Annotated in this window: 17 protein-coding genes and 2 pseudogenes; 16 read left to right on the top strand and 3 right to left on the bottom strand. The window is 38.5% G+C overall.

Annotated features, from left to right (window positions below; genetic code table 11):
* Window positions 1-319 precede the first annotated feature (319 nt).
* Window positions 320-1,000, bottom strand: coding sequence for an IS6-like element IS1216 family transposase (locus A5886_RS14730; protein ID WP_179190055.1), 681 nt, complete (start codon window positions 998-1,000; stop codon window positions 320-322).
* A 599-nt stretch (window positions 1,001-1,599) separates the two neighbouring features.
* Between A5886_RS14730 and A5886_RS14720 the strand changes: the two genes are divergently transcribed.
* Window positions 1,600-3,555, top strand: a complete 1,956-nt coding sequence (locus A5886_RS14720; protein WP_256926237.1) for a DUF3991 domain-containing protein — start codon at window positions 1,600-1,602, stop codon at window positions 3,553-3,555.
* Window positions 3,556-3,691: 136 nt separating this feature from the next.
* Here A5886_RS14720 and A5886_RS14715 read toward each other — a convergent pair whose 3' ends face one another.
* Complete coding sequence (locus A5886_RS14715; protein ID WP_086275816.1) at window positions 3,692-3,946, bottom strand: transposase; 255 nt, start codon at window positions 3,944-3,946, stop codon at window positions 3,692-3,694.
* Between the two features lie 297 nt (window positions 3,947-4,243).
* Between A5886_RS14715 and A5886_RS14710 the strand changes: the two genes are divergently transcribed.
* The 11 genes and pseudogenes from A5886_RS14710 to A5886_RS14660 form a co-directional block, all read left to right on the top strand.
* Window positions 4,244-5,020, top strand: coding sequence for an IclR family transcriptional regulator (locus A5886_RS14710; protein WP_218776647.1), 777 nt, complete (start codon window positions 4,244-4,246; stop codon window positions 5,018-5,020).
* Between the two features lie 21 nt (window positions 5,021-5,041).
* Complete coding sequence (locus A5886_RS14705) at window positions 5,042-6,646, top strand: ABC transporter substrate-binding protein (protein WP_086275814.1); 1,605 nt, start codon at window positions 5,042-5,044, stop codon at window positions 6,644-6,646.
* A gap of 92 nt (window positions 6,647-6,738) precedes the next feature.
* Window positions 6,739-7,740, top strand: a complete 1,002-nt coding sequence (locus A5886_RS14700; protein WP_218776646.1) for an ABC transporter permease — start codon at window positions 6,739-6,741, stop codon at window positions 7,738-7,740.
* 27 nt (window positions 7,741-7,767) lie between these two features.
* A complete protein-coding gene (locus tag A5886_RS14695; RefSeq protein WP_086275813.1) occupies window positions 7,768-8,631 on the top strand; it encodes an ABC transporter permease in 864 nt (287 codons plus the stop codon).
* Between the two features lie 13 nt (window positions 8,632-8,644).
* Window positions 8,645-9,478, top strand: coding sequence for an ABC transporter ATP-binding protein (locus A5886_RS14690; protein ID WP_086275812.1), 834 nt, complete (start codon window positions 8,645-8,647; stop codon window positions 9,476-9,478).
* 16 nt (window positions 9,479-9,494) lie between these two features.
* Window positions 9,495-10,325, top strand: a complete 831-nt coding sequence (locus A5886_RS14685) for an ATP-binding cassette domain-containing protein (RefSeq protein ID WP_086275811.1) — start codon at window positions 9,495-9,497, stop codon at window positions 10,323-10,325.
* A gap of 79 nt (window positions 10,326-10,404) precedes the next feature.
* A complete protein-coding gene (locus A5886_RS14680) occupies window positions 10,405-11,502 on the top strand; it encodes an S-methyl thiohydantoin desulfurase family protein (RefSeq protein WP_086275810.1) in 1,098 nt (365 codons plus the stop codon).
* A 12-nt stretch (window positions 11,503-11,514) separates the two neighbouring features.
* On the top strand, window positions 11,515-12,189 hold the full coding sequence (locus tag A5886_RS14675; RefSeq protein WP_086275809.1) for an AroM family protein: 675 nt from the start codon (window positions 11,515-11,517) through the stop codon (window positions 12,187-12,189).
* A gap of 33 nt (window positions 12,190-12,222) precedes the next feature.
* Complete coding sequence (locus A5886_RS14670; protein WP_081119598.1) at window positions 12,223-13,158, top strand: DUF1177 domain-containing protein; 936 nt, start codon at window positions 12,223-12,225, stop codon at window positions 13,156-13,158.
* Window positions 13,159-13,595: 437 nt separating this feature from the next.
* Window positions 13,596-13,712 (top strand): annotated as a pseudogene (locus tag A5886_RS14665) (recombinase family protein); the annotation flags it as partial.
* A pseudogene (locus A5886_RS14660) lies at window positions 13,711-13,925 on the top strand (IS6 family transposase); the annotation flags it as partial. The pseudogenes A5886_RS14665 and A5886_RS14660, both read left to right, overlap by 2 nt.
* 61 nt (window positions 13,926-13,986) lie before the next feature.
* Here the strand turns inward: A5886_RS14660 and A5886_RS14655 are convergent.
* Window positions 13,987-15,012 (bottom strand): LacI family DNA-binding transcriptional regulator, encoded by a 1,026-nt coding sequence (locus A5886_RS14655; RefSeq protein WP_086275808.1) that lies wholly within the window; start codon window positions 15,010-15,012, stop codon window positions 13,987-13,989.
* 159 nt (window positions 15,013-15,171) lie between these two features.
* Between A5886_RS14655 and A5886_RS14650 the strand changes: the two genes are divergently transcribed.
* The 4 genes from A5886_RS14650 to A5886_RS14635 are packed head-to-tail and all read left to right on the top strand — an operon-like array spanning window position 15,172 to window position 19,694.
* The gene (locus tag A5886_RS14650; protein ID WP_086275807.1) at window positions 15,172-16,608 is read left to right on the top strand and encodes a glycoside hydrolase family protein; all 1,437 of its coding nucleotides are present in this window, start codon (window positions 15,172-15,174) and stop codon (window positions 16,606-16,608) included.
* 14 nt (window positions 16,609-16,622) lie between these two features.
* A complete protein-coding gene (locus tag A5886_RS14645) occupies window positions 16,623-17,903 on the top strand; it encodes an ABC transporter substrate-binding protein (protein ID WP_086275806.1) in 1,281 nt (426 codons plus the stop codon).
* A 13-nt stretch (window positions 17,904-17,916) separates the two neighbouring features.
* Entirely contained in the window at window positions 17,917-18,867 is a 951-nt protein-coding gene (locus A5886_RS14640) for a carbohydrate ABC transporter permease (RefSeq protein ID WP_086275805.1), read from the top strand.
* Window positions 18,867-19,694, top strand: coding sequence for a carbohydrate ABC transporter permease (locus A5886_RS14635; protein ID WP_086275804.1), 828 nt, complete (start codon window positions 18,867-18,869; stop codon window positions 19,692-19,694). Before A5886_RS14640 ends, A5886_RS14635 begins: the two co-directional genes overlap by 1 nt.

Raw genomic sequence — 19,694 nt, 5'->3', positions numbered from 1 at the left:
TAAGGAATTCCAAGAACACTATGAACACGTATACTTGCTCTGAATGGACGAGAACATGCACCGCGAATCCATAAAAAGTGATGCGCTCAAAAGCTCTATCAGTTTGGTGAGCGCGTCCGTGAACGACGCTTTGAAGCTTTCCAGCCGGACTTTATCCTCTTGTTGGAAAATAAAGATCACTATCTCCAAATTTTCATTGAACCCAAAGGCATGCACTTGCTTGAAAAGGAACAATGGAAAGAAGGTTTGTTGTTATATATCAATCGGTTCTGTTGCAAAGTTTTAAATAAAGAATAAAATCGCTTACGGTATCTATGATTTAAGCTGGGATTCCCAATAATACCTTGATTTCAGTACAGACCGAAAACCTGAAGAGAGTGCCTTCTTTTCGGGTTTTCTTATATAATCCTCGGATGGCTTCCATGCCTTTAATCGTGGTAGAGGCAGTGCGTAAACTTCGATAGAATTTATTGCGTCTCTTTACTGGACGATGGTCTTGTTCAATCAAATTATTCAGGTATTTAATGGTAAGATGTTCTGTCCCTTGATAAAAGCCGTATTCTTTTAGTTTCTTAAAGGCACTTGTAATAGAGGGGGCTTTATCTGTGACTACAACCTTCGGTTCATCAAACTGCTTCACTAACCGCTTAAGAAAAGCATAGGCTGCTTGTGTGTCCCGTTTTTTACGTAACCAAATATCCAAGGTTAAACCATCTACATCGATGGCTCGATACAAATAATGCCATTTTCCTTTAATTTTGATGTACGTTTCATCCATTTTCCATGAATAAAAGGATTTTTTATTTTTCTTTTTCCAAATTTGATAGAGTAGTTTGCCATATTCTTGCACCCAACGATAAATCGTCGTATGAGAAACGTTAATGCCACGATCATATAAGATTTCTTGAACTTCACGATAGCTAAGGTTATAACGAAGATAGTAGCCCACGGCTACAATAATCACATCCTGCTGAAATTGCTTTCCTTTAAAATGATTCATCGTCATTCCTCTTGCTATCTTTTTCTATTATTCTACCTTATTTGATAGTAGATTTAAAACTTTGCAACAGAACCTTTTAAACGAACTAACGGGTGACACTACAGAGGTGCTCAACGCTACAAAAGATCAAGAAGCTGCCTTGAACCATTTCCATCGAGTGGAATTTAACGAGGGGTCGGAAAGCATTCGTAATTTTGAAGGAGAGATCGTTTCACAACCTTTAATCGAAGAAATCAAACGTTTAGATCGACCAATGGAAAGTGTATTACAAATTTTACTTTTAGGAAATTAAAGATGGAGAAATCGTCGATGCATTTCGTTTAGACGTCGGGGACGGGGTCAATAGTAACCAAGACTATTATGAAAAGCTTGAATCGTTAGCTACAAAAGATAAGAAGGATGTTCTAACAAACGATCATTCAAAAGCAGCTTACTATTTAAGAATTGAAAACCATGCAGAAGGGGCTTTTTTCAGAATCTATACAGATGAGGAAAATATTTTTAAAAGTACAGTAGCGTCCTATGAGTTTGATTTACATGCGAAATTAACTGAAGAAAATATTTGGTTCAGTCAAGATCATAAAGAAGCTGAAGAGAAATTGAATGATGATTTTTTAGTAAATAACCGATTGAATCCAAAATATCTTTCCTCTTTTATTAGCCAATGGAATGACTATAAAAAACAAAATAATGTTTATATGGGCGTGCCTATTGATCATGGATTGATCGAATTTGATTCGAGTGATTACTATAAAGGAGAGCCAGAGCAGCTGACACAAGGGCAACTCAAAATGAGCAATCCAGATACTAAAAATAAAATTGAATATTCTGAAGAAAAACGGTCAGTCAAAAAAAGAAAATCAGCCGATGAATTAAAAAAAGAAACCGACCAACTCGTCAAAGATGCCATGGAAAATATCAAGAATCATTTTGATGATCCGGAAGACGTCTTAGAACTAGGTGCGTTTATGAGTGAGTTTTACAATTACTCACTAAAAAATACGGCATTGATCCAAGAGCAATTACCTCATGCTCACGCTGTGGCCGGTGCGAAAAAATTCAAAGACGCTGGCTTTTTTATTCGCAAGGGAGAAAAAGCCATATGGGTTTTGGCGCCAACAACGTATAAGTGTTTTATCAACGAACAGGGACGTTCACAGTCACTATCGAAAGCCACCAAGCAACAAAAAGAGAAGATACTCAAAGGAGAACTGAAAACAGAAGAAAGAAGGGCATTCAAAAACGTGCCGGTCTTTGATATTAGTCAGACGACGGCCGCAAACACAAAACTGTTATACCAATCATTAGAAACCTATGCCTTATCAGAAGGCCTAACGATCATTGATGATCTAACGACTGTTACGCCAGTGTTAGGAACTGCAAAAGGGGCATATGGTCAGGGCATCGATGGCTCAGAAATGCTTTTCATGAATCCTCGGTTTACACAAGCAGAACAAGTGCCAACCATGATCCACGAATTGGCACATGCAAAACTTCAATCAAAAGCGAGTAATTCGACTTATTCTAGCTCAGTCAAAGAATTTCAAGCGGAGTTGGCTGCGTATATCGGTGCCCACCATTACGGCATTGATACGAAAGAAGAATCGATTCCGTATATTGCGGCTTGGACAAAGAATGGACAGACCGTTGAGGATAAATTGGCTCAAATGGAAGAGGTGAAAGTGTTCTCTCGCCAAATGATTGAACAGATCGATACGCAACTGATGATCCATCAAGAATTGGAACAACGAGAACAAGAAAAAGCGCCCACGGTAGAAAAACAAAAGCTGACCGAACCACAAAAGACGTACAAAACGTTCTCGGAACAGATTGCTTTTGCGAAGACAGTATCGATCCTAGATATCGCTCATAAAAATGGCATTGACTTAAAAAAAGATTCTGCCAAACAATATCGTATTGCAGACAATCATTCTGTAGTTATTACAGTCCCCAAAAATTTGTTTATTGAAAATAATGGACATTTTGGTGGAGGGCCGATTGACTTTGTCCAAAAGATTGTTGGAATAAAGGACTTTAAAGAAGCCGTCAGACATATTACAGACAATGACTATGACGCAACGGAATTTGAACCAGAAGCAAAAATTGACTACAAATATGATAAAGAAAATGAACGGCCTTTTGTTCGAGCAAAAAAATATTTAATAGAGGAACGCTGCATTGATGAAGAACTTGTAAATGTCCTTCATAACAAAGGGTTTTTACGACAAGATAAACGTAATAATCTAGTATTGATTTGGAATAATCAAGGGGAAATCTGCGGAAACAGTGAAAAGGGAACGATCAAGGACTCTACCTGGAAAAAAATCGAACCTGGTTCTAATAATTTTGTGGGATTCAACGTTAGAAATGGCGAACCTAAACGGTTGGAATTCTTTGAATCTGGCGTTGATCTTATGAGCTACATGACACTAAATAAATCTGATCTGCAGGATACCTGGTTTGTTTCTATGGAGGGGTTGAAGCCGGAAACGGTCTACTATTATCTAGAAGAGTCACAGCGTGTAGCGCCTTCAGGAGTTGAAGAAATATCTTGACGTGCATTGACCAAGAACTTGTTATCTCTACTCTGTAAAGTGTTTTCTAAATATTGCTTCCGATTTGTTGTGACAGTTCCATCTAAAGAAACAGTGTAATCCTTACACCATTTTTCAGTAAATTGAACAAGCGAATTTAGGTTTTCCGAGAGAACATGGCTGCGGCTTTTTTTAAGATTTCAAGTTCCCCTTTCAAACGAGCATTTTCTTTTTTCAGTTCAGCCACTTCTTTTCCAGTCAGTCCCGTGGACTGATTAGGTAAATATAAATTCTTCCATTTGTAAATCGTTGCTTCAGATAAGCCATATTCTTTCGCCAACCCTCGAACAGAACGTTCAGTTTGATTCAGTTCAACAATCATCTGTTTAAAATTTTCTTCATATCGGTTCATAAAAATTCATCCTCTCGTAGATAAGTTTAATTTATTCTTGTCTCTACGAAAAGCTGTCTAAGATTTGATACTAACACCAAAGCGGACAATTGCTTGACTATTTTATATATGGACTGATTATTACTAAAAAAATTTATAATTAGAAATGTTGATATAACTAGGTTTTTAAAATAATCATGATGTTTATATTAAATAATGTAAAGTTTTTTCACATCAAATAGGTTTACTTGATGAGAAAATTGTGATAATATTCAGAAAATTAAATAAATGAAACATCGGTTCGTTATGAGAACCACTATGAGGGAGGGACCTAAAATTTTAAGTAGTGTACAGCTTTCATTACAAGTAATGAAATGTTTTACCATTGAAAAACCGGTATGGGGTATTAGGGAACTAGCGCGTGAACTTAATCAAAGTCATACGAAAATTTTTAGAATATTAGAGACAATGAAAGAAGAAGGTTTTGCGGTTCAAAATCCTGAAACGAAAAAATATAGTTTAGGAACTCCCTATATTGAGTTAGGTAACTTAGTGAATAAACAGTTTAACGTGGAAGAAGAGTTGCGTCCATGTATGATTGAGCTTCGAGATGCGTTAGATGAATCGATATTTTTCACGGTTATCAATCAGCGTCAAGGTAAGACTTTAATTGCTGTCGATTCACAACAAGGTGTCAAATTTACGGCATTTGAAGGAAGTTCAGAACCTTTATATGCAGGAGCTTCTTATCGAGCGATTTTGGCATATCAGCGTCCAGAATTTATTCAAGAAGTATTGTCAGAAGAAATGTTTCCTTATACAGAAAAGACGATTTTAGATAAAGAAATCCATTATGAAAAATTGGCAGAAATCAGAAAACAAGGCTATGCCATTTCTTATGGGGAATATACACGAGATGTTTGTGCTATTGCCTTTCCAATTAGAGATGCAAGTTCAGAAGTTCGGGCATCTTTAACCATTTCCGGTCCCCTTTATCGAATTTCAGAGGAAAAACAACAGGACGCATTGAACATAGGTAAGGTCACTCAGGGCAAGATTGAGCATATTTTAAAACGATCCAATATCTATTTTTAAGAAAAGAAAGAGGGAGTACAAATGAAAAAGAATTTTAAAGCATTGATGCTTTGCTTTGCAGCAACAGCACTATTGGCGGCGTGTGGTGGCAGTAAAGATTCAGGAACAGAAGCAAGTCAGGGTACAAACACACTTGATCGTCCATTTGTTTATGTAGCACAACAAGTGGTAGGGTCGATTGATCCTGCAAAAGTAATTGATGAAACAGAAATTATTGCGGCAGTCAATTTATATGATCCTTTGTTCTATCCCGATACAGCTAATGGCAAAATGGATCCAGTACCACATCTAGCTTCAGAATATGAAGTATCCGAGGATGGCTTGGTATATACGGTGAAATTAAGAGATGATGTAACCTTCCATTCAGGAAATCCATTTACAGCCGATGATGTAGTGTACACAATGCAACGTATGTTAGCGGTAGGTCAAGGAAATTCTTGGTTGTGGAACAATGTATTAGATGCTGAAAATGTGAAAAAAATTGATGATTATACCGTTGAATTTACCTTAAACAATGCATATGCGCCATTTATCTCTTCAATGACACAATTATTTATTGTGGATAGTAAACTGTTGGAAGAAAATACAACAGGTGATGATTATGGACAAGCTTATTTAGAAAATAATGAGGCTGGTTCAGGACCTTATACATTGGCAAAATGGGATCGTGAATCACAAATCGATTATAAAGCGTATGAAGATTATTGGAAAGGTTGGAAGGACAATCAATTCAAAGATGTTCAAATGAAAATTATTACAGAAGAAGCAACTGTTAAAACATTGCTTGTTTCTGGACAAGCGGACATGGTTCATCAATGGTTGAATGTTTCAGCCTATAAAGAATTTGAAAACAATGACAAACTAGTTGTTCAAAAAGATCCAAGTGCAAAACTTCAACATATTCCAATGAATATGCAAAAAGCACCAACTGATGATGAGAATGTTCGTAAAGCAATCGCAGCAGCATTTGATTATGATTCAGCGAACAAGGATATTTTAGGTGATTCAACACAAGCAGTAGGTCCAGTTCCAATCGTTGTTACTGGAAACAATCCTGATGTGACGGTTTTCAAACAAGACTTAGAACAAGCGAAAGAATATTTAGCTGCTTCTAAATATGCAGGACAAGATATTTCAGTAGACTTTATGATTATGGGTGAAAATCCAGAGCAACGTCAATTTGGTCAATTGGTATCAGATAATTTATCGAAAATTGGGATTAAAGTAAATATTGTAAATGCAACATGGCCACAAATTACTGAAGCGGCTACTTCGGCTGAAAAAACACCAAACTTAACTTTAATTTCTGATTCATTGAAATACCCTCATGTAGATAGCCACACTTATGGCATTTATCATCCTTCTACACAAGGGAGCTTCCGTACAATGAGCTGGTATGATGATGAAGAAACGACAAATATTTTGGATGAAGCAAGAAAAGAGATTGATGTAGATGAACAACTTGAGCTATATAAGAAAGCGCAAGAAATTATTACAGCAAAAGCACCATCAATTTATGTAGCGAATCCTACACATAATATTGCTTATGCAAATTATGTTGATGGTTATACTTTTGTTGGATTGATGGGTTATGATATTGCCTTTTACAATTTGAGCATGAAATAAGAAAGTTGAGACAGAAAGGTTTTTTATCAGTTACCTATGATAAAAGAATTCTGTCTCCCTTTCTTTTCACTACTATGGGAGGAGCAGATTAGATGGGACGATTTATAGGAAAAAGAATTCTTGGCTTAATTCCAACAATACTAGGATTGATTTTGCTTATCTTTTTATTATCAAGAATTATGCCCGGAGATTCTGTTCGTTTGGCGTTAGGGCCTGAAGCAACGCAAGAACAGATTGTGGCAATGGAAAATCAATTAGGGTTACATGATCCACTGCCGGTACAATTTTTTAATTACATTAAAGGATTATTTGTCGGATATATGGGGTTGTCTTTACGCTCTGGTCGTAACGTTTGGTTGGATATTAAAGATACCTTTCCAGCGACTTTTGAATTATCTTTAGTCTCAATGATTATTTCAGTAGCAGTAGGAATTCCTTTAGGTATTTATTCTGCGGTGAAGAACAATAAAATTTCTGACCACATTATTCGTATTGTCTCTTTATCAGGAATTGCGTTGCCACGTTTTTGGCTAGCAATTTTATTGCAATTGATTTTTTCTTATTGGTTAGGTATTTTTCCAGTTATCGGTCGAGGAAATGTTGCGGTTGAGTCAATTACAGGCTTACGTTTGTTAGATAGTTTGCTTACAGGGAATTTTGCAGGTTTCACAGATAGTTTTATTCATATTTTATTACCTGCTATTGCTTTATCGATTGCAACTGCTGCTCAAATTATTCGAATGACACGTACAAATATGATCGATCAAATGAACAAAGATTATGTGTTAGCAGCGGAATCTTATGGCTTGCCAGAAAATCTAGTGTATCAACGATATATGTTGAAAAATGCGTTCATCTCGGTATTGACAACAGTTGGGATGCAATTTGGATCATTGATTGGGAATGCATTTCTTGTAGAAGCTGTTTTCGGTTGGCCAGGAATGGCACAATATGCGATTCAAGGAATCTTGTATAAAGATTACAATGCCATCATTGGTGTGACATTGGTCATCGGTTTATTCTTCGTCTTGATTAATGTGATTGTTGATTTACTTTATGGATTCTTTGATCCGAAAATTAAATTAGATGCTTAATAAATGAAAAAACTATAGGAGGTTCATATGGAAGCAAATGTAAAAGAAAGAAAAGCTCCTGGGAAAATCCGGAAACTCCTAAAAAATAAATTGACGCTTGTTGGATTGATTATTGTAGCATTAGTAGTCTTTGCCGCAATTTTTGCAGATTTTATCGCTCCCCATCCAAGCGATGTCACTGGTTCGATTGATTTTTCATTAATGAATCAACCGCCTAGTAGTCAATATATTTTTGGGACAGATGAAGCAGGAAGAGATAATTTTAGTCGTGTGTTGTTTGGTGCACGTTATTCTTTAATCATGGGTGTGGTTGTTTTAACTGTGGCGATTGGGATTGGCGTTCCTTTAGGCTTAATTGCTGGATTTTGGGGTGGAAAAGTTAATTCTGTCATTATGCGTTTGACAGATATTTTTTTATCAATTCCATCAATTATCTTAGCGATGGCTGTGGCAGCGATTATGGAACCCTCTTTATTTAACTCAATGGTAGCTATCTCTTTTGGTTGGTGGCCATGGTTTACACGATTAGTTCAAGCGGAAACGTTAAAGATAAAAAATGAACAATTTATTTTAGCTTCAGAAGGAATTGGTGCTAGTAAATGGCGCATCGCTTTTATTGAAATTTTACCAAACTGTTTATCTACAATTATTGTTAAAGCTTCTACAGATATTGGATTTGTTATTCTGACTGGTGCAAGTTTAGGGTTTTTAGGGTTAGGTGCACAACCACCCGCTCCTGAATGGGGAACAATGGTGGCTGAAGGACGAGTTTATTTGCCGACAATGTGGTGGCAAACAACATTTCCTGGTTTAGCTATTTTAGTAACAGTACTAGGATTCAACCTTTTAGGCGATGGATTAAGAGACTTCTTCGACGTAAGAGTAGACTAAGGGGGAGTAAAGAATGACAACAGAGAATTTATTAGAAATCAAAAACTTATCAATAAGTTTTAAAAATGGACCAGAAGAGGTGCCAACATTACACAATATCAACATTTCATTAAAACCTGGCGAATTGGTCACAATTGTTGGAGAATCTGGCAGTGGCAAAACAATTACAGTTCGTTCCATTTTAGGATTACTTAAAACGCCACCAACACTCTATACAGGTGGCAGTATCCTTTATAAAGGAAAAGATTTGTTGAAAAATAAGAAAAAAGATTGGCGTGAGATTCGAGGAAAAGAAATTTCGATGGTTTTTCAAGATCCAATGACAGCATTAAATCCTGTATTTACCATTGGAGAGCAGATGCTGAATGTTTATTTGTATCAAGGGAAAAAACGCGCCCGCCGTTGGTTTGGTAAACCTTCAAATGAAGAAAAAAAAGCAGCTCGAGAACGAGCAATTGAGTTACTGCATAAAATGAGTTTGCCTGATCCAGAAGGGCTACTGGAACGTTATCCTTTTGAACTTAGTGGTGGGATGCGCCAACGTATAGTGATTGCGCTTGCACTCATCCATACACCTAAGCTATTAATTGCTGATGAACCAGGGACAGCTTTAGATGTAACGGTTCAAAATAGTATCAATAAAGAATTACAGCGTTTAGTCAAAGAAGAAGGAATCTCGATGTTGTACATTACACATAATTTGGGTGTCGCTAAAGAAATGGGTGAACGAACTTACGTCATGCAGTATGGAAAAGTTGTCGAAGAAGGCAATACAGAAGATGTCTTCTTACGACCAAAAGAAACCTATACGAAAAATTTATTAGCGGCGTTGCCAAAACTTGTTTAGGAAAGGAGACAAGCTAATGGATAATCAACCAATTTTAGAAGTTCAAGGATTGAAAAAAGAATTTATCGTCAAAACGAAAAATCGTGGAGAAAAGGAAATCGTTCATGCTGTGAATGACATCTCCTTTATTATGAAACGTGGTTCGACGTTGGCGGTGGTAGGCGAGTCTGGAAGTGGCAAAACGACATTAGCAAAAATGATTATGCGTTTTGAGAGCATTACGGCTGGAAAAATTCTTTTCAATGGAACCGATATTAGCCAAATTAAAGGAAAAGAGGCTATCAAAGCCTTTCATAAACAAATACAAATGGTTCATCAGGATCCCACATCTTCTTTAAATCCAAGTAAGACTATTCGTCAAATTATCGAAGAACCTTTACTTGTGCATAAATATGGAGATGCAAAGCAACGATTAGCAAAAGTCAGAGAATTGATTCAAGTGGTAGAATTACCCTTGAACTTTTTAGATCGGTACCCTCATATGTTAAGTGGAGGACAAAAGCAACGGGTGGGAATTGCGCGAGCGATTGCTTTAGATTCTGAATTGATTATTTTAGATGAACCAACATCTGCATTAGATGTTTCTGTACAAGCAAAAATTATTCGTTTATTAGAAGAATTGCAGGAAAAATATCAGCTTTCGTATTTGTTTATCACTCATGACTTAGCCTTGGTGAAAAATTTTTCTGATGATGTCATTGTCATGCAAATAGGAAATTTAGTTGAGCAAGGCAATGTGGAAGAAATTTTTTACCACGCCCAAGAAACCTATACGAAAAAATTATTAAAATCAATTCCTGTAGTTGAACCAGCAGAACAAGAATATTTAGATAGTATTGGGATTTAAGATTGTTTGCCTAAATCGATTAAGAAGTTAATCGATTGAAAAATGAATTACCATAACACAAAGTAAGTAGGAGGTTGACATGGTTTTAAAAATAGATGAATCAAAAATTGAAGCACTTGCCATTGGTGGTCTGATTTTAGGCGGTGGTGGTGGTGGTGGCATGGACCACGGAATTGAAAATGCACAAAGTTCTTTAGCGGATGGACGTAGACCAAAAGTGATTGCTGTGGAAGACTTGACAGAAAATGCCACAGTGTTGACAATTTCCGCTGTAGGAGCTCCTTCGGCAACTGAACAATATGTCGTTGTAGAAAATTATGTAGAAATCGTAGAGCTCTTAGAAAAAAATTATGGGCTTAAAGTGGATGCTTTAATTACCAATGAAATGGGTGGCGGCTCTAGTTTTAATGCTTTTATTCCATCCGCTTTGAAAGGAATACCAATGGTGGATGCCTCTTGCAATGGACGAGCACATCCACTGGGAACTATGGGGGCAATGGGATTAGCTGAAACACCAGGATATGTAACTCAGCAATCAGCTGTTGGTGGAGATCCTGCAACTAATAAAGCAATCCAATTAGTCACACAAGGTTCAGTTAATGCCACATCGACATTAGTTCGAAAAGCAGCAGTTGAAGCTGGGGGATTAGTCGTTGTTGCGAGAAATCCTGTTAGTAAAGAATTTATTTTAAAAAATGCCGCGTTGAATACCTTAACGCAATCTTATGAAGTAGGAAATGCTTTTTTACAGGGAACGACACCATTGGAAAAAGTAGAAAATGCTGCTAATTATCTTGGTGGAACAGTCGTATGCCAAGGTAAGGTGCAAGACTTTGAACTAACTATATCAGGTGGTTTAGATGTAGGGATATGCACGGTTCAAGATCAAGAGGATGACTATGTCTTGTATATCTGGAACGAATATATGGCATTAGATAAAAATGGCGAACGTGCCAGCACATTCCCTGATTTATTGATGTCTTTTGACCAAGCAACAGGCTTGCCGATTACTACAGCTGAATTAAAAGCAGAGCAAGAAATTTTTGTTCTGCAAGTACCTTACCAAAAATTGGCTTTAGGAGCGGGTATGTATGAAGCTTCTGGTTATGAACGGATTGAACAAACCTTGGGCATTGAAATTTTACCGTATATTCAAGACGTCATCAAAAAAGCATAAGGAAGCGATTCGATGAAAAAAATTGTATTTGTCACAATCGGTGAAGCACCACGTTTGGATATCGCTGATTCGTTTGCTGCTTTTTTTCAAAAGTCTGCAAACGTCAAACAAGACGGGTTGCTAAATGGCTTAACAATGACCAAAGCAGAGAAGCTATTGTCTCCACAAGGCAATGAAGAAGTAGTTGTTAGCACCTTTTGTAATGACGAGAGTATTCGCATGTCAAAAGAAAAAGTACAAGCACGAATGCAACAAAAAATTGACGATTTGGAAACTCAAGGAGTCGATGTGATTGTTGTATTGTGTACTGCTGAGTTTGAAAATCTAACCACTAAAAAAGCTATTTTAGTTGAACCCGAGCGGATTCTATTACCGTATATTCAGCAAAAATTTGGCAAACAACAGCTGGGAGTAATGCTTCCACTTGCACTTCAAATAGAAGCATCAGGGAAGAAATGGCAAACCAATCAATTAAATCCGATTTTTGCAGCCGCTTCACCTTATGACTTTTCAGAAGATACATTTGCAAAGGCAGGAAATTATTTGCAAAAAGCTGGTGCTGAAGCAATTATTCTAGATTGTATGGGCTATAGTCGATACATGAGTGAATTTGTGATTCAGGTAACCGGACTACCGGTATATCAAAGTAACGAATTATTATTTGAATATGTTCAACATACATTTTAAATCAGGTTGTATTCATACAAAAGGAGGAGTAATATGTTAAAACAAGTGATGGAAATCATTGATTTATTAGATGATCCTAAAATTACTGGAGAAAAGGCGTTGCAGGCGTTTCAAGGAATTAAAGGAATTACTGCTACTAGCACAACTTTGCAAGGAGCAGAAGGGTCAACGGACTTTGTAAAGATCTTCATTGAAGGTTCCAATGGAAAAAGTACAGGTGGAACCGCTCCAACGTTAGGAATTATTGGTCGATTAGGTGGTATTGCCGCCCATCCTAGCCGAATTGGATTAGTTTCTGATGCCGACGGAGCTATTGGCGCTTTAGCTTCAGCATTAAAATTGACGGACATGTATCAAAAAGGCAATCAATTAGCCGGTGATATTATCGTGACGACGCATATTTGTCCAGATGCACCGACTCAACCACATGAGCCTGTGGATTTTATGGGTTCTCCTGTAGAAATGTCCGATATGAATGAATACGAGATTCTACCAGAAATGGATGCGATTATCTCGATTGATGCAACAAAAGGCAATAACGTGATTAATCATCGTGGTTTTGCTATTTCGCCAACAGTAAAAGAAGGCTATATTTTACGAATCTCAGATGATTTACTTCGTTTAATGAGTATGACGACAGGTCAACCACCCGTTACATTCCCTATTACGATGCAAGACATCACACCTTATGGAAACGATGTGTATCATATCAATAGTATCTTACAACCAGCCATTGCTACGAATGCACCAGTAGTTGGATTAGCTTTAACAGCTGAATCAGCAGTTCCAGGTTGTGGCACAGGAGCCAATCATGAAATTGATATTGCAGGAGCAGTACGTTTTGTATTGGAAGTAGCCAAAGAATTCACTCAAGGAAAATGTTATTTCTATGACGAAACAGAATTTGCTCACTTAGAAAAATTATATGGAAAGATGACTATTTTACAAACATTAGGTCAAGATGGATAGATGTCAATAAAGTAGACACAAAAAGAGCAGATATTTAGTGAGAATCAAAGTATTTATCCTCCATTCATTGGGTGTAAGCATATCCAGTGTGCCATGAGGACGTTGAGAATTGTAAAACCCCTCAATATATTGAAAACAAGATATTGACTCAAATCCAACACTCTTTTTAGATACTATAATTGATATGTATTGCTATTTTTTTATGTTAATAAACTTGCAAAATAAAGATGTGGTCAGAAACTTAAAAGTTTTTGATCCTTTTTTTATTTCTCATTTAATCGCTCTTTCAGCAGCTCAATTAATTAGGTCAGAAAGTATTTCATTTAGCGGTCAACAGATTATACTTAAATTAGACACTCACGTTTTATTGAAATTACTGATTTTCCCGTGTGTGCTTAGGGTGTATGATAATTAGTTTGAGAAATTAGGTGGAATTTTTGAAAATTGCATATATTCGTGTCTCATCGACAGATCAAAATGAGCAGCGGCAAATTGAAGAGATGAAAAAATTTGGAGCAGAGAAAATTTTTGCTGAGAAACAGTCGGGTGCAACATGGGACGGTGAAGTATCTCAATAACTTGATTGAGCAAGATCATCGTCCAATTAAGTGACGGAATAAATTTTATTAAAGTCTTCGGACAGCGTTAGCTACAATTAAGGCATGGAAACTATTCGAGGAGTCTACAAATAAAGCCGAAATGAAGGGTCTCTTTTTGGCTTTTCCGTCTGCATAGAAATTAAATGGTTACTGGGGATAGCAGCGTAATTCGTAGTCAAAAGGGTAGTATCGCTGTCTATTTTGAAACTTTGCAACAGAACATTATTTTTTATAAATTAGTAGACTCCCTAAAGATCAGCTTCGTAGAATATTTTGAAATCGAATAAGGAATATCAGGTTCACTCAAGCGGTCCATAATGAGATGCGCAGCTTTTCTGCCCAAATAAAATTTTGGCGCGTCGATGGTGGTCAACCCCGGTAAAATTCGCTCGGAGTTCGGGATATTATCAAATCCGATCACGTTGACATCGTCCGGTATTTTGTGTCCCAGCGCCTGTAGGGCGTAGATTAATTGGATCGCTAGCCAGTCATTTCCGCACAAGAAGACATCCGGCACTTTTTTCATGGAATTGAGCAATTCTTTGATTTTCTCAAAATTCTCGAAAATCGTGTCTGTGTCCTTGAGAATCGAAGCATGGCTGTTGATTTCCAGTTCATGCTTTTTCAGCGTACTGAAAAAGGCATAATAACGCTCCATAAAGCCAAGGCCTGTATTAGGTGAATACAAATCGCCAATAAAGGCAAAATCAGAGAAGCCCTTTTGAATGAGTAATTCAGTGATCCGTTCAACATTGGAATGATTTTCCATCATAACAATGTCACACTTTCCAATCAAATAATTAGGATTTTTTGGCGCATCCACCGTGACGATCGGAAGGTGAGTCTCCAATAACTTGTCCCAAACCGGTCGGAAATTCATTTCGACCACAATGATGCCTTTCGTATTCGAACTGTAGACCGCTTCGGGCAAACGCCCTTCCTCGATATCCTCTTTCGATAATGTTGCGATCGTCAGCTGGTAATTCGTCTCGGAAAGGATCGTTTCGATCCCCGTCAAAACATTGCTCCAAAATTGAGAATCGTTTGCATGATTGATATTCAGGAACAAGATATTTCCCTGATCGATCTTGTATTCTGTTCGTTCTTCCTTCGTAAAATACCCCATGGATTCGGCTTTTCTTATAATGATCTCCGTTGTTCGCTGAGATACTTGAGGATCGTTCTTGAGCGCCTTTGAAACAGTATTTCTTGAATACCCGGTTTCTTTAGCAATATCATTGATCGTACATTTCATTTTTCACCCTCCCACAGGCAGTATACCCACCGCATGCACATAAAAGCAATATTTATTTGCACGAAAATGCACAAAAACGTGAAAAACACTTGTGATTAAGCGCTACCAAAATTATTCTAAGGGTGTTAAATGATCAATTAAGTTTAGGAGAGATGTTGAATGAGTTTATTTTATCGACCGGAGAATGCGTGGGTGGGGGACTTGATCCCGTATTGTGAAGAAGGAACATTTTATGCGTATTATCTGCATGATCCAAGAATCATCGAGGGAAAATATGCCGAAGAAACAACGTGGCATTTGGCGACAACCAAAGACTTTGTCCAGGTGGATTATCAAGGAGAAGCAATCAAACGGGGAACGAAGGAATCCTACAACCTCAATAATTACACAGGTTCAATCATTAAAGACGCTCAAGGTAAGTACCATGCTTTTTATACTGCTTTTAATGAGAACAAGCCTTTTGTAAATGGAAAGAGTGTCCAGCTAGTCATGAAAGCGGTCGGCGAAAGCTTGTACGAGCTCGAGACAGACCCGAATTTTTTATTTCCATCTGACGGGAAGATCTATGAAGAGTTTGACTGGCGCGATCCTTTCGTTTTTTGGGTGGAGGAGGAGAAATGCTACTTCATGTTGTTGGCGTCTAGATGTCAAGGGGCGGGAGATCTGAGAGGCGGCTGCATCTCTTTGTCGAAGTCAAAGGATTTGGAGACTTGGGAATATTGCGAACCATTCTATGATCCGAAGATGTACATCACGATGGAGTGTCCAGAGGTCTTTAAGATGGGGGAGTACTGGTATTTAGTGTTTTCAACATTTTCAGACCGCTTTACGACACATTACCGTTACGCAAAAAGCTTAGAGGGTCCGTGGATCATACCAGCAGACGACGTATTTGATACACGCGCCAACTATGCGATCAAAACAGCTTCAGATGGAGAAAGAAGAATTGCCTTTGGCTGGGTCGCGACAAAAGAAGGAGAGACGGACTTTGGTCCCTGGGACTGGGGAGGAACGATGATTTTCCATGAATTGATCCAAAATCCTCAGACTGGTGAACTGAAGGCTGTGATGATTGATTCGGTTGGCGAATTCTTTGAAGAAAAATCGGAGATATCCGCACCAGTCTTTTATAATGATCATAGTAATGATAAAAACAAGGTCGCAAGCGACACGTTAGGAGCCATGCTGTTCGATAGTCCATCCGACACTTTTTCAGTGACAGTGGATTTTGATGTTTTGAAGGCAAAAGAGTTTGGAATTGCCCTTCATGTGGATGAAGGGATGGAAACGGGCTATTTCTTACGGATGCTACCGGAACAACAGCTGATTGCGTGGGATCTCTGGCCGCGAGCTGAAAAGGGCGAGTATCAGTGGCAGATCAAAGGAGATATTCCCTATCAAGTGGAGACAAGCCGGATTCTGCCGAAAGCGTCACGCTATCGTGTCCGCGTGTTGCGAGAAGGAAGTATGTGTGTCGTCTATATGAACGACGAAATTGCATTATCGACGAGATTATACAATCACAGCGGAAAAAAAGTAGGGGTTTACGTGGTTCAAGGGGAAGTAGTGTTGCATGAGATCGAGATAAGAGAATAGGAGTTGTTTCTTCCATGATAAGAAAAGTTGGAGTTTTGGTTAGTCTTTTAGGCGTTCTTTTTATGGTAACAGCCTGTGGAGGGGAAAAAGAAGATGCCTCCACTACGACGGTCAAATGGCTGACTTCTCGACCAGTCGGCGGGGCAATCGACGAGACCATGCGGGAAATCGCCGATCAGTACAGCAAGGAGAAAGGCGGGAAGTGGAAAATTGATTTTGAAACCACGGCGGACAGACCTTCGTATTTACAGAAATTAAAAACATTGGTTGCCGGCAACAACATGCCGGATATCATTGACACCGATCCAGACCTTTACGCAAAAGAGCTTGTCAAAGCAGGGAAGCTCGTAGACATGAAAAAATTTCTGCAAAAGAACGACTACTATCAAAACTTTTACCCGACAGCATTAAAATACCAAGAATTTTCGGATGGTTCGATGTACACTCTCCCACTGGAATACCATGTCGAAATGATCTGGTACAACAAAAAATTGTTTTCTCAACACGGAATCAGTGTTCCGAAAACCTTCGATCAGTGGTTAGCGGCATGTAAAAAACTGAAAGAAGCAGGGGTGACGCCAATCTCTGTAGATGGGATCGATCGCTGGCCGGTCCAACGCTATTTGGCGATGCCCGCCTTCAGACAAACAGGAAATCAGTTTATTGAGAATCTGAGTCAAGGAAAAGAAAAAATGTCTAGTCAAACGGGTGTTGATTCAGTCAAGTTTGTAAAAGAGATCGGGCAGTACTTCAATGAAGGGTTTTCTGCCACCGATTACGCGACAGCACAATCCATGTTTTTAGATGGAAAATCAGCGATGTATTATATCGGTGACTGGGAGATTGGCGCCATGCAGGAGAAATACGACGCGGGCGAAATTGATTATTTCTATATGCCGACAACGAAGGACAGTGTGACAGCAGCCAATGAATTTTGTGTAAACTCTGGAATCGGTATGGCCTTCAACGCAGAAACTTTCGATGAAAAGACGAAGGATTTCCTCCTCTATGTGCTGAACCATTATGCAGATATCTACACGAAGAAAATGCAGATGTCTCCAATTAAAACGGAGTTGCCAAAAGATGTCGATTATTCAAGTTTGTACTTGAGAATCCGAAAAGATATGGACAATACCGGGGAGCAATTTATGAAGCCATGGGATACCTATCTGGATTCTTCAACGAATACGATCGTTCAGGACAACTTGCTGCTTGTAGGATCGGGAGACATGAAAATTCAAGATTTTGTCAAAATGATCGATGATTCGATCAAAGTGAACGTCACAGATCAATAATGGAGGGGAAAATATGGGTGTTTTACGTGATAAGAAAGCATTTTTCGTTTTTCTGATGCCTGGCTTGCTGTTCTATCTGCTTTCTGTTTTTTATCCAATCACGGAGTCGCTTCGTTTAAGTTTTATTAAATGGAACGGCATCACTCCGCAACAATTTGTTGGGTTGGATAATTACAAGCGGCTTTTTCAAGACCCGGTGTTTTATAAAGCATTAATCAATAATTTAATTTATTTAGTGATTGTTGTCATTATTCAATTGTCGATTGGGTTACTATTTGCGGTACTGTTGACGTACTTGAAAAAACGGGCGAATTTAGTCAAGACGCTCTATTATGTTCCATGTATCGTTACGACAGTCGCCATCGCGCAACTCTTCAGAAGTATTTATTCAACACAGCCAGAAGGCTTGCTGAATCAGATGTTATCGGCAGTAGGGTTAGGAGGACTGACGACTTCTTGGTTGACGAATTTGAATACGGTGCTAGGTGCCGTCTCGATTCCCGAAGGCTGGCGCTTCATCGGAATGTACATGGTCATCTTTTATGCAGCCCTCGTCTCATTAGATGAATCGGTGTATGAAGCAGCGAAAATCGATGGTGCTACAGAACTGCAAATCCTCTTCAAAATCAAGATTCCCATGATCAAAGACATTCTGCTGCTCACCTTTACGATGTGCTTGACAGGTGCTCTGAGAGGGTTTGATATTCCTTACTTGCTGACAAACGGCGGTCCAGGGAATGCAAGCGAATTAATGTCCACATATATGTACAAACAGGCCTTTACCAATAACCAGTATGGATATGGGAGCGCCTTGGCCGTCTTTATCATTATAGAAAGTGTCTTGATCATCTTTATTCTAAGAAAAATATTTGAAAATTACGATGTGAAGGCGCAGAAAAAGGCAGCGAAGCAGGCGCTGGCATTAAGTAAACGAAAAAATAACAAGGAAGGGCGTGTGGCGTAATGAAAGAGAAGGCAATAAAGTACTTGTTTATCCTTTTATTGATCGTTTTTTTGATCATACAGATCTACCCTGTGATCTGGCTGTTCATTGCAAGCTTGAAAGATTCCGTAGAACTATCGACGACGCCATTCTCATTGCCGAAAGCTGTGACATTTGAGAATTATAAAAATGTGCTGGGAGACGGTGTCATAGGCGGTTATATGTGGAACAGTTTGAAGATCACCATGATCTCGCTGGTGCTGATCCTCGTATTAAGTGCAACGATCGGCTTCGCGTTATCAAAATTTCACTATAAACACAGCAAAAAAATCTATTCATTTTTTATGTTCGGCATCATGGTGCCTGTTCAAATCACACTGATTCCACTGTTCATTTTTTATAGCAAAATCGGGATCTTAAATACCAGTATGGCGATGGTCCTGCCGCAAGTCGGCTTTGCATTGCCGCTCTCTGTCATGATGTTTGTCAATTTTTACAGTTTTGTTCCTGATGAACTGATTGAGGCCGGGATCGTAGACGGCTGTTCACCGTATCGGGTCTTTTTACAAATCGTCGCACCGTTGGCGAGAAATACGATGATCACGATCGCTTCAATGTACAGTATTTTGATCTGGAACGACTTCATATTTGCCAATACATTTATCAGCGATTCTTCTGCAAAAACCATCACCATGGGCTTAAAGGATTACGTGGGCGCGTTTGGAAATGTGGATTGGGGCGCGACCTACGCGGCGATATCGATCGCCATTTTGCCACCAATCTTGATTTACTTCTCGCTGAATAAATGGGTGACTTCGGGCATGACTGCTGGCGCGACGAAAGGATAG

Source organism: Candidatus Enterococcus testudinis (genome assembly GCF_002140915.1).
Lineage (GTDB): Bacteria > Bacillota > Bacilli > Lactobacillales > Enterococcaceae > Enterococcus_D > Enterococcus_D testudinis.
Note: the sequence above shows the minus strand (reverse complement) of the source record. Positions and strands in the feature narration are given on the sequence as shown.

Bases quoted from the DNA above. Each gene is read 5' to 3' on its own strand.
- A5886_RS14705 (WP_086275814.1), top strand. From the start codon at position 5,042: ATGAAAAAGAATTTTAAAGCATTGATGCTTTGCTTTGCAGCAACAGCA.
- A5886_RS14645 (WP_086275806.1), top strand. From the start codon at position 16,623: ATGATAAGAAAAGTTGGAGTTTTGGTTAGTCTTTTAGGCGTTCTTTTT.
- A5886_RS14670 (WP_081119598.1), top strand. From the start codon at position 12,223: ATGTTAAAACAAGTGATGGAAATCATTGATTTATTAGATGATCCTAAA.
- A5886_RS14710 (WP_218776647.1), top strand. From the start codon at position 4,244: ATGAGGGAGGGACCTAAAATTTTAAGTAGTGTACAGCTTTCATTACAA.
- A5886_RS14635 (WP_086275804.1), top strand. From the start codon at position 18,867: ATGAAAGAGAAGGCAATAAAGTACTTGTTTATCCTTTTATTGATCGTT.
- A5886_RS14655 (WP_086275808.1), bottom strand. From the start codon at position 15,012: ATGAAATGTACGATCAATGATATTGCTAAAGAAACCGGGTATTCAAGA.
- A5886_RS14695 (WP_086275813.1), top strand. From the start codon at position 7,768: ATGGAAGCAAATGTAAAAGAAAGAAAAGCTCCTGGGAAAATCCGGAAA.
- A5886_RS14680 (WP_086275810.1), top strand. From the start codon at position 10,405: ATGGTTTTAAAAATAGATGAATCAAAAATTGAAGCACTTGCCATTGGT.
- A5886_RS14685 (WP_086275811.1), top strand. From the start codon at position 9,495: ATGGATAATCAACCAATTTTAGAAGTTCAAGGATTGAAAAAAGAATTT.
- A5886_RS14675 (WP_086275809.1), top strand. From the start codon at position 11,515: ATGAAAAAAATTGTATTTGTCACAATCGGTGAAGCACCACGTTTGGAT.
- A5886_RS14730 (WP_179190055.1), bottom strand. From the start codon at position 1,000: ATGAATCATTTTAAAGGAAAGCAATTTCAGCAGGATGTGATTATTGTA.
- A5886_RS14640 (WP_086275805.1), top strand. From the start codon at position 17,917: ATGGGTGTTTTACGTGATAAGAAAGCATTTTTCGTTTTTCTGATGCCT.
- A5886_RS14690 (WP_086275812.1), top strand. From the start codon at position 8,645: ATGACAACAGAGAATTTATTAGAAATCAAAAACTTATCAATAAGTTTT.
- A5886_RS14715 (WP_086275816.1), bottom strand. From the start codon at position 3,946: ATGAACCGATATGAAGAAAATTTTAAACAGATGATTGTTGAACTGAAT.
- A5886_RS14700 (WP_218776646.1), top strand. From the start codon at position 6,739: ATGGGACGATTTATAGGAAAAAGAATTCTTGGCTTAATTCCAACAATA.
- A5886_RS14650 (WP_086275807.1), top strand. From the start codon at position 15,172: ATGAGTTTATTTTATCGACCGGAGAATGCGTGGGTGGGGGACTTGATC.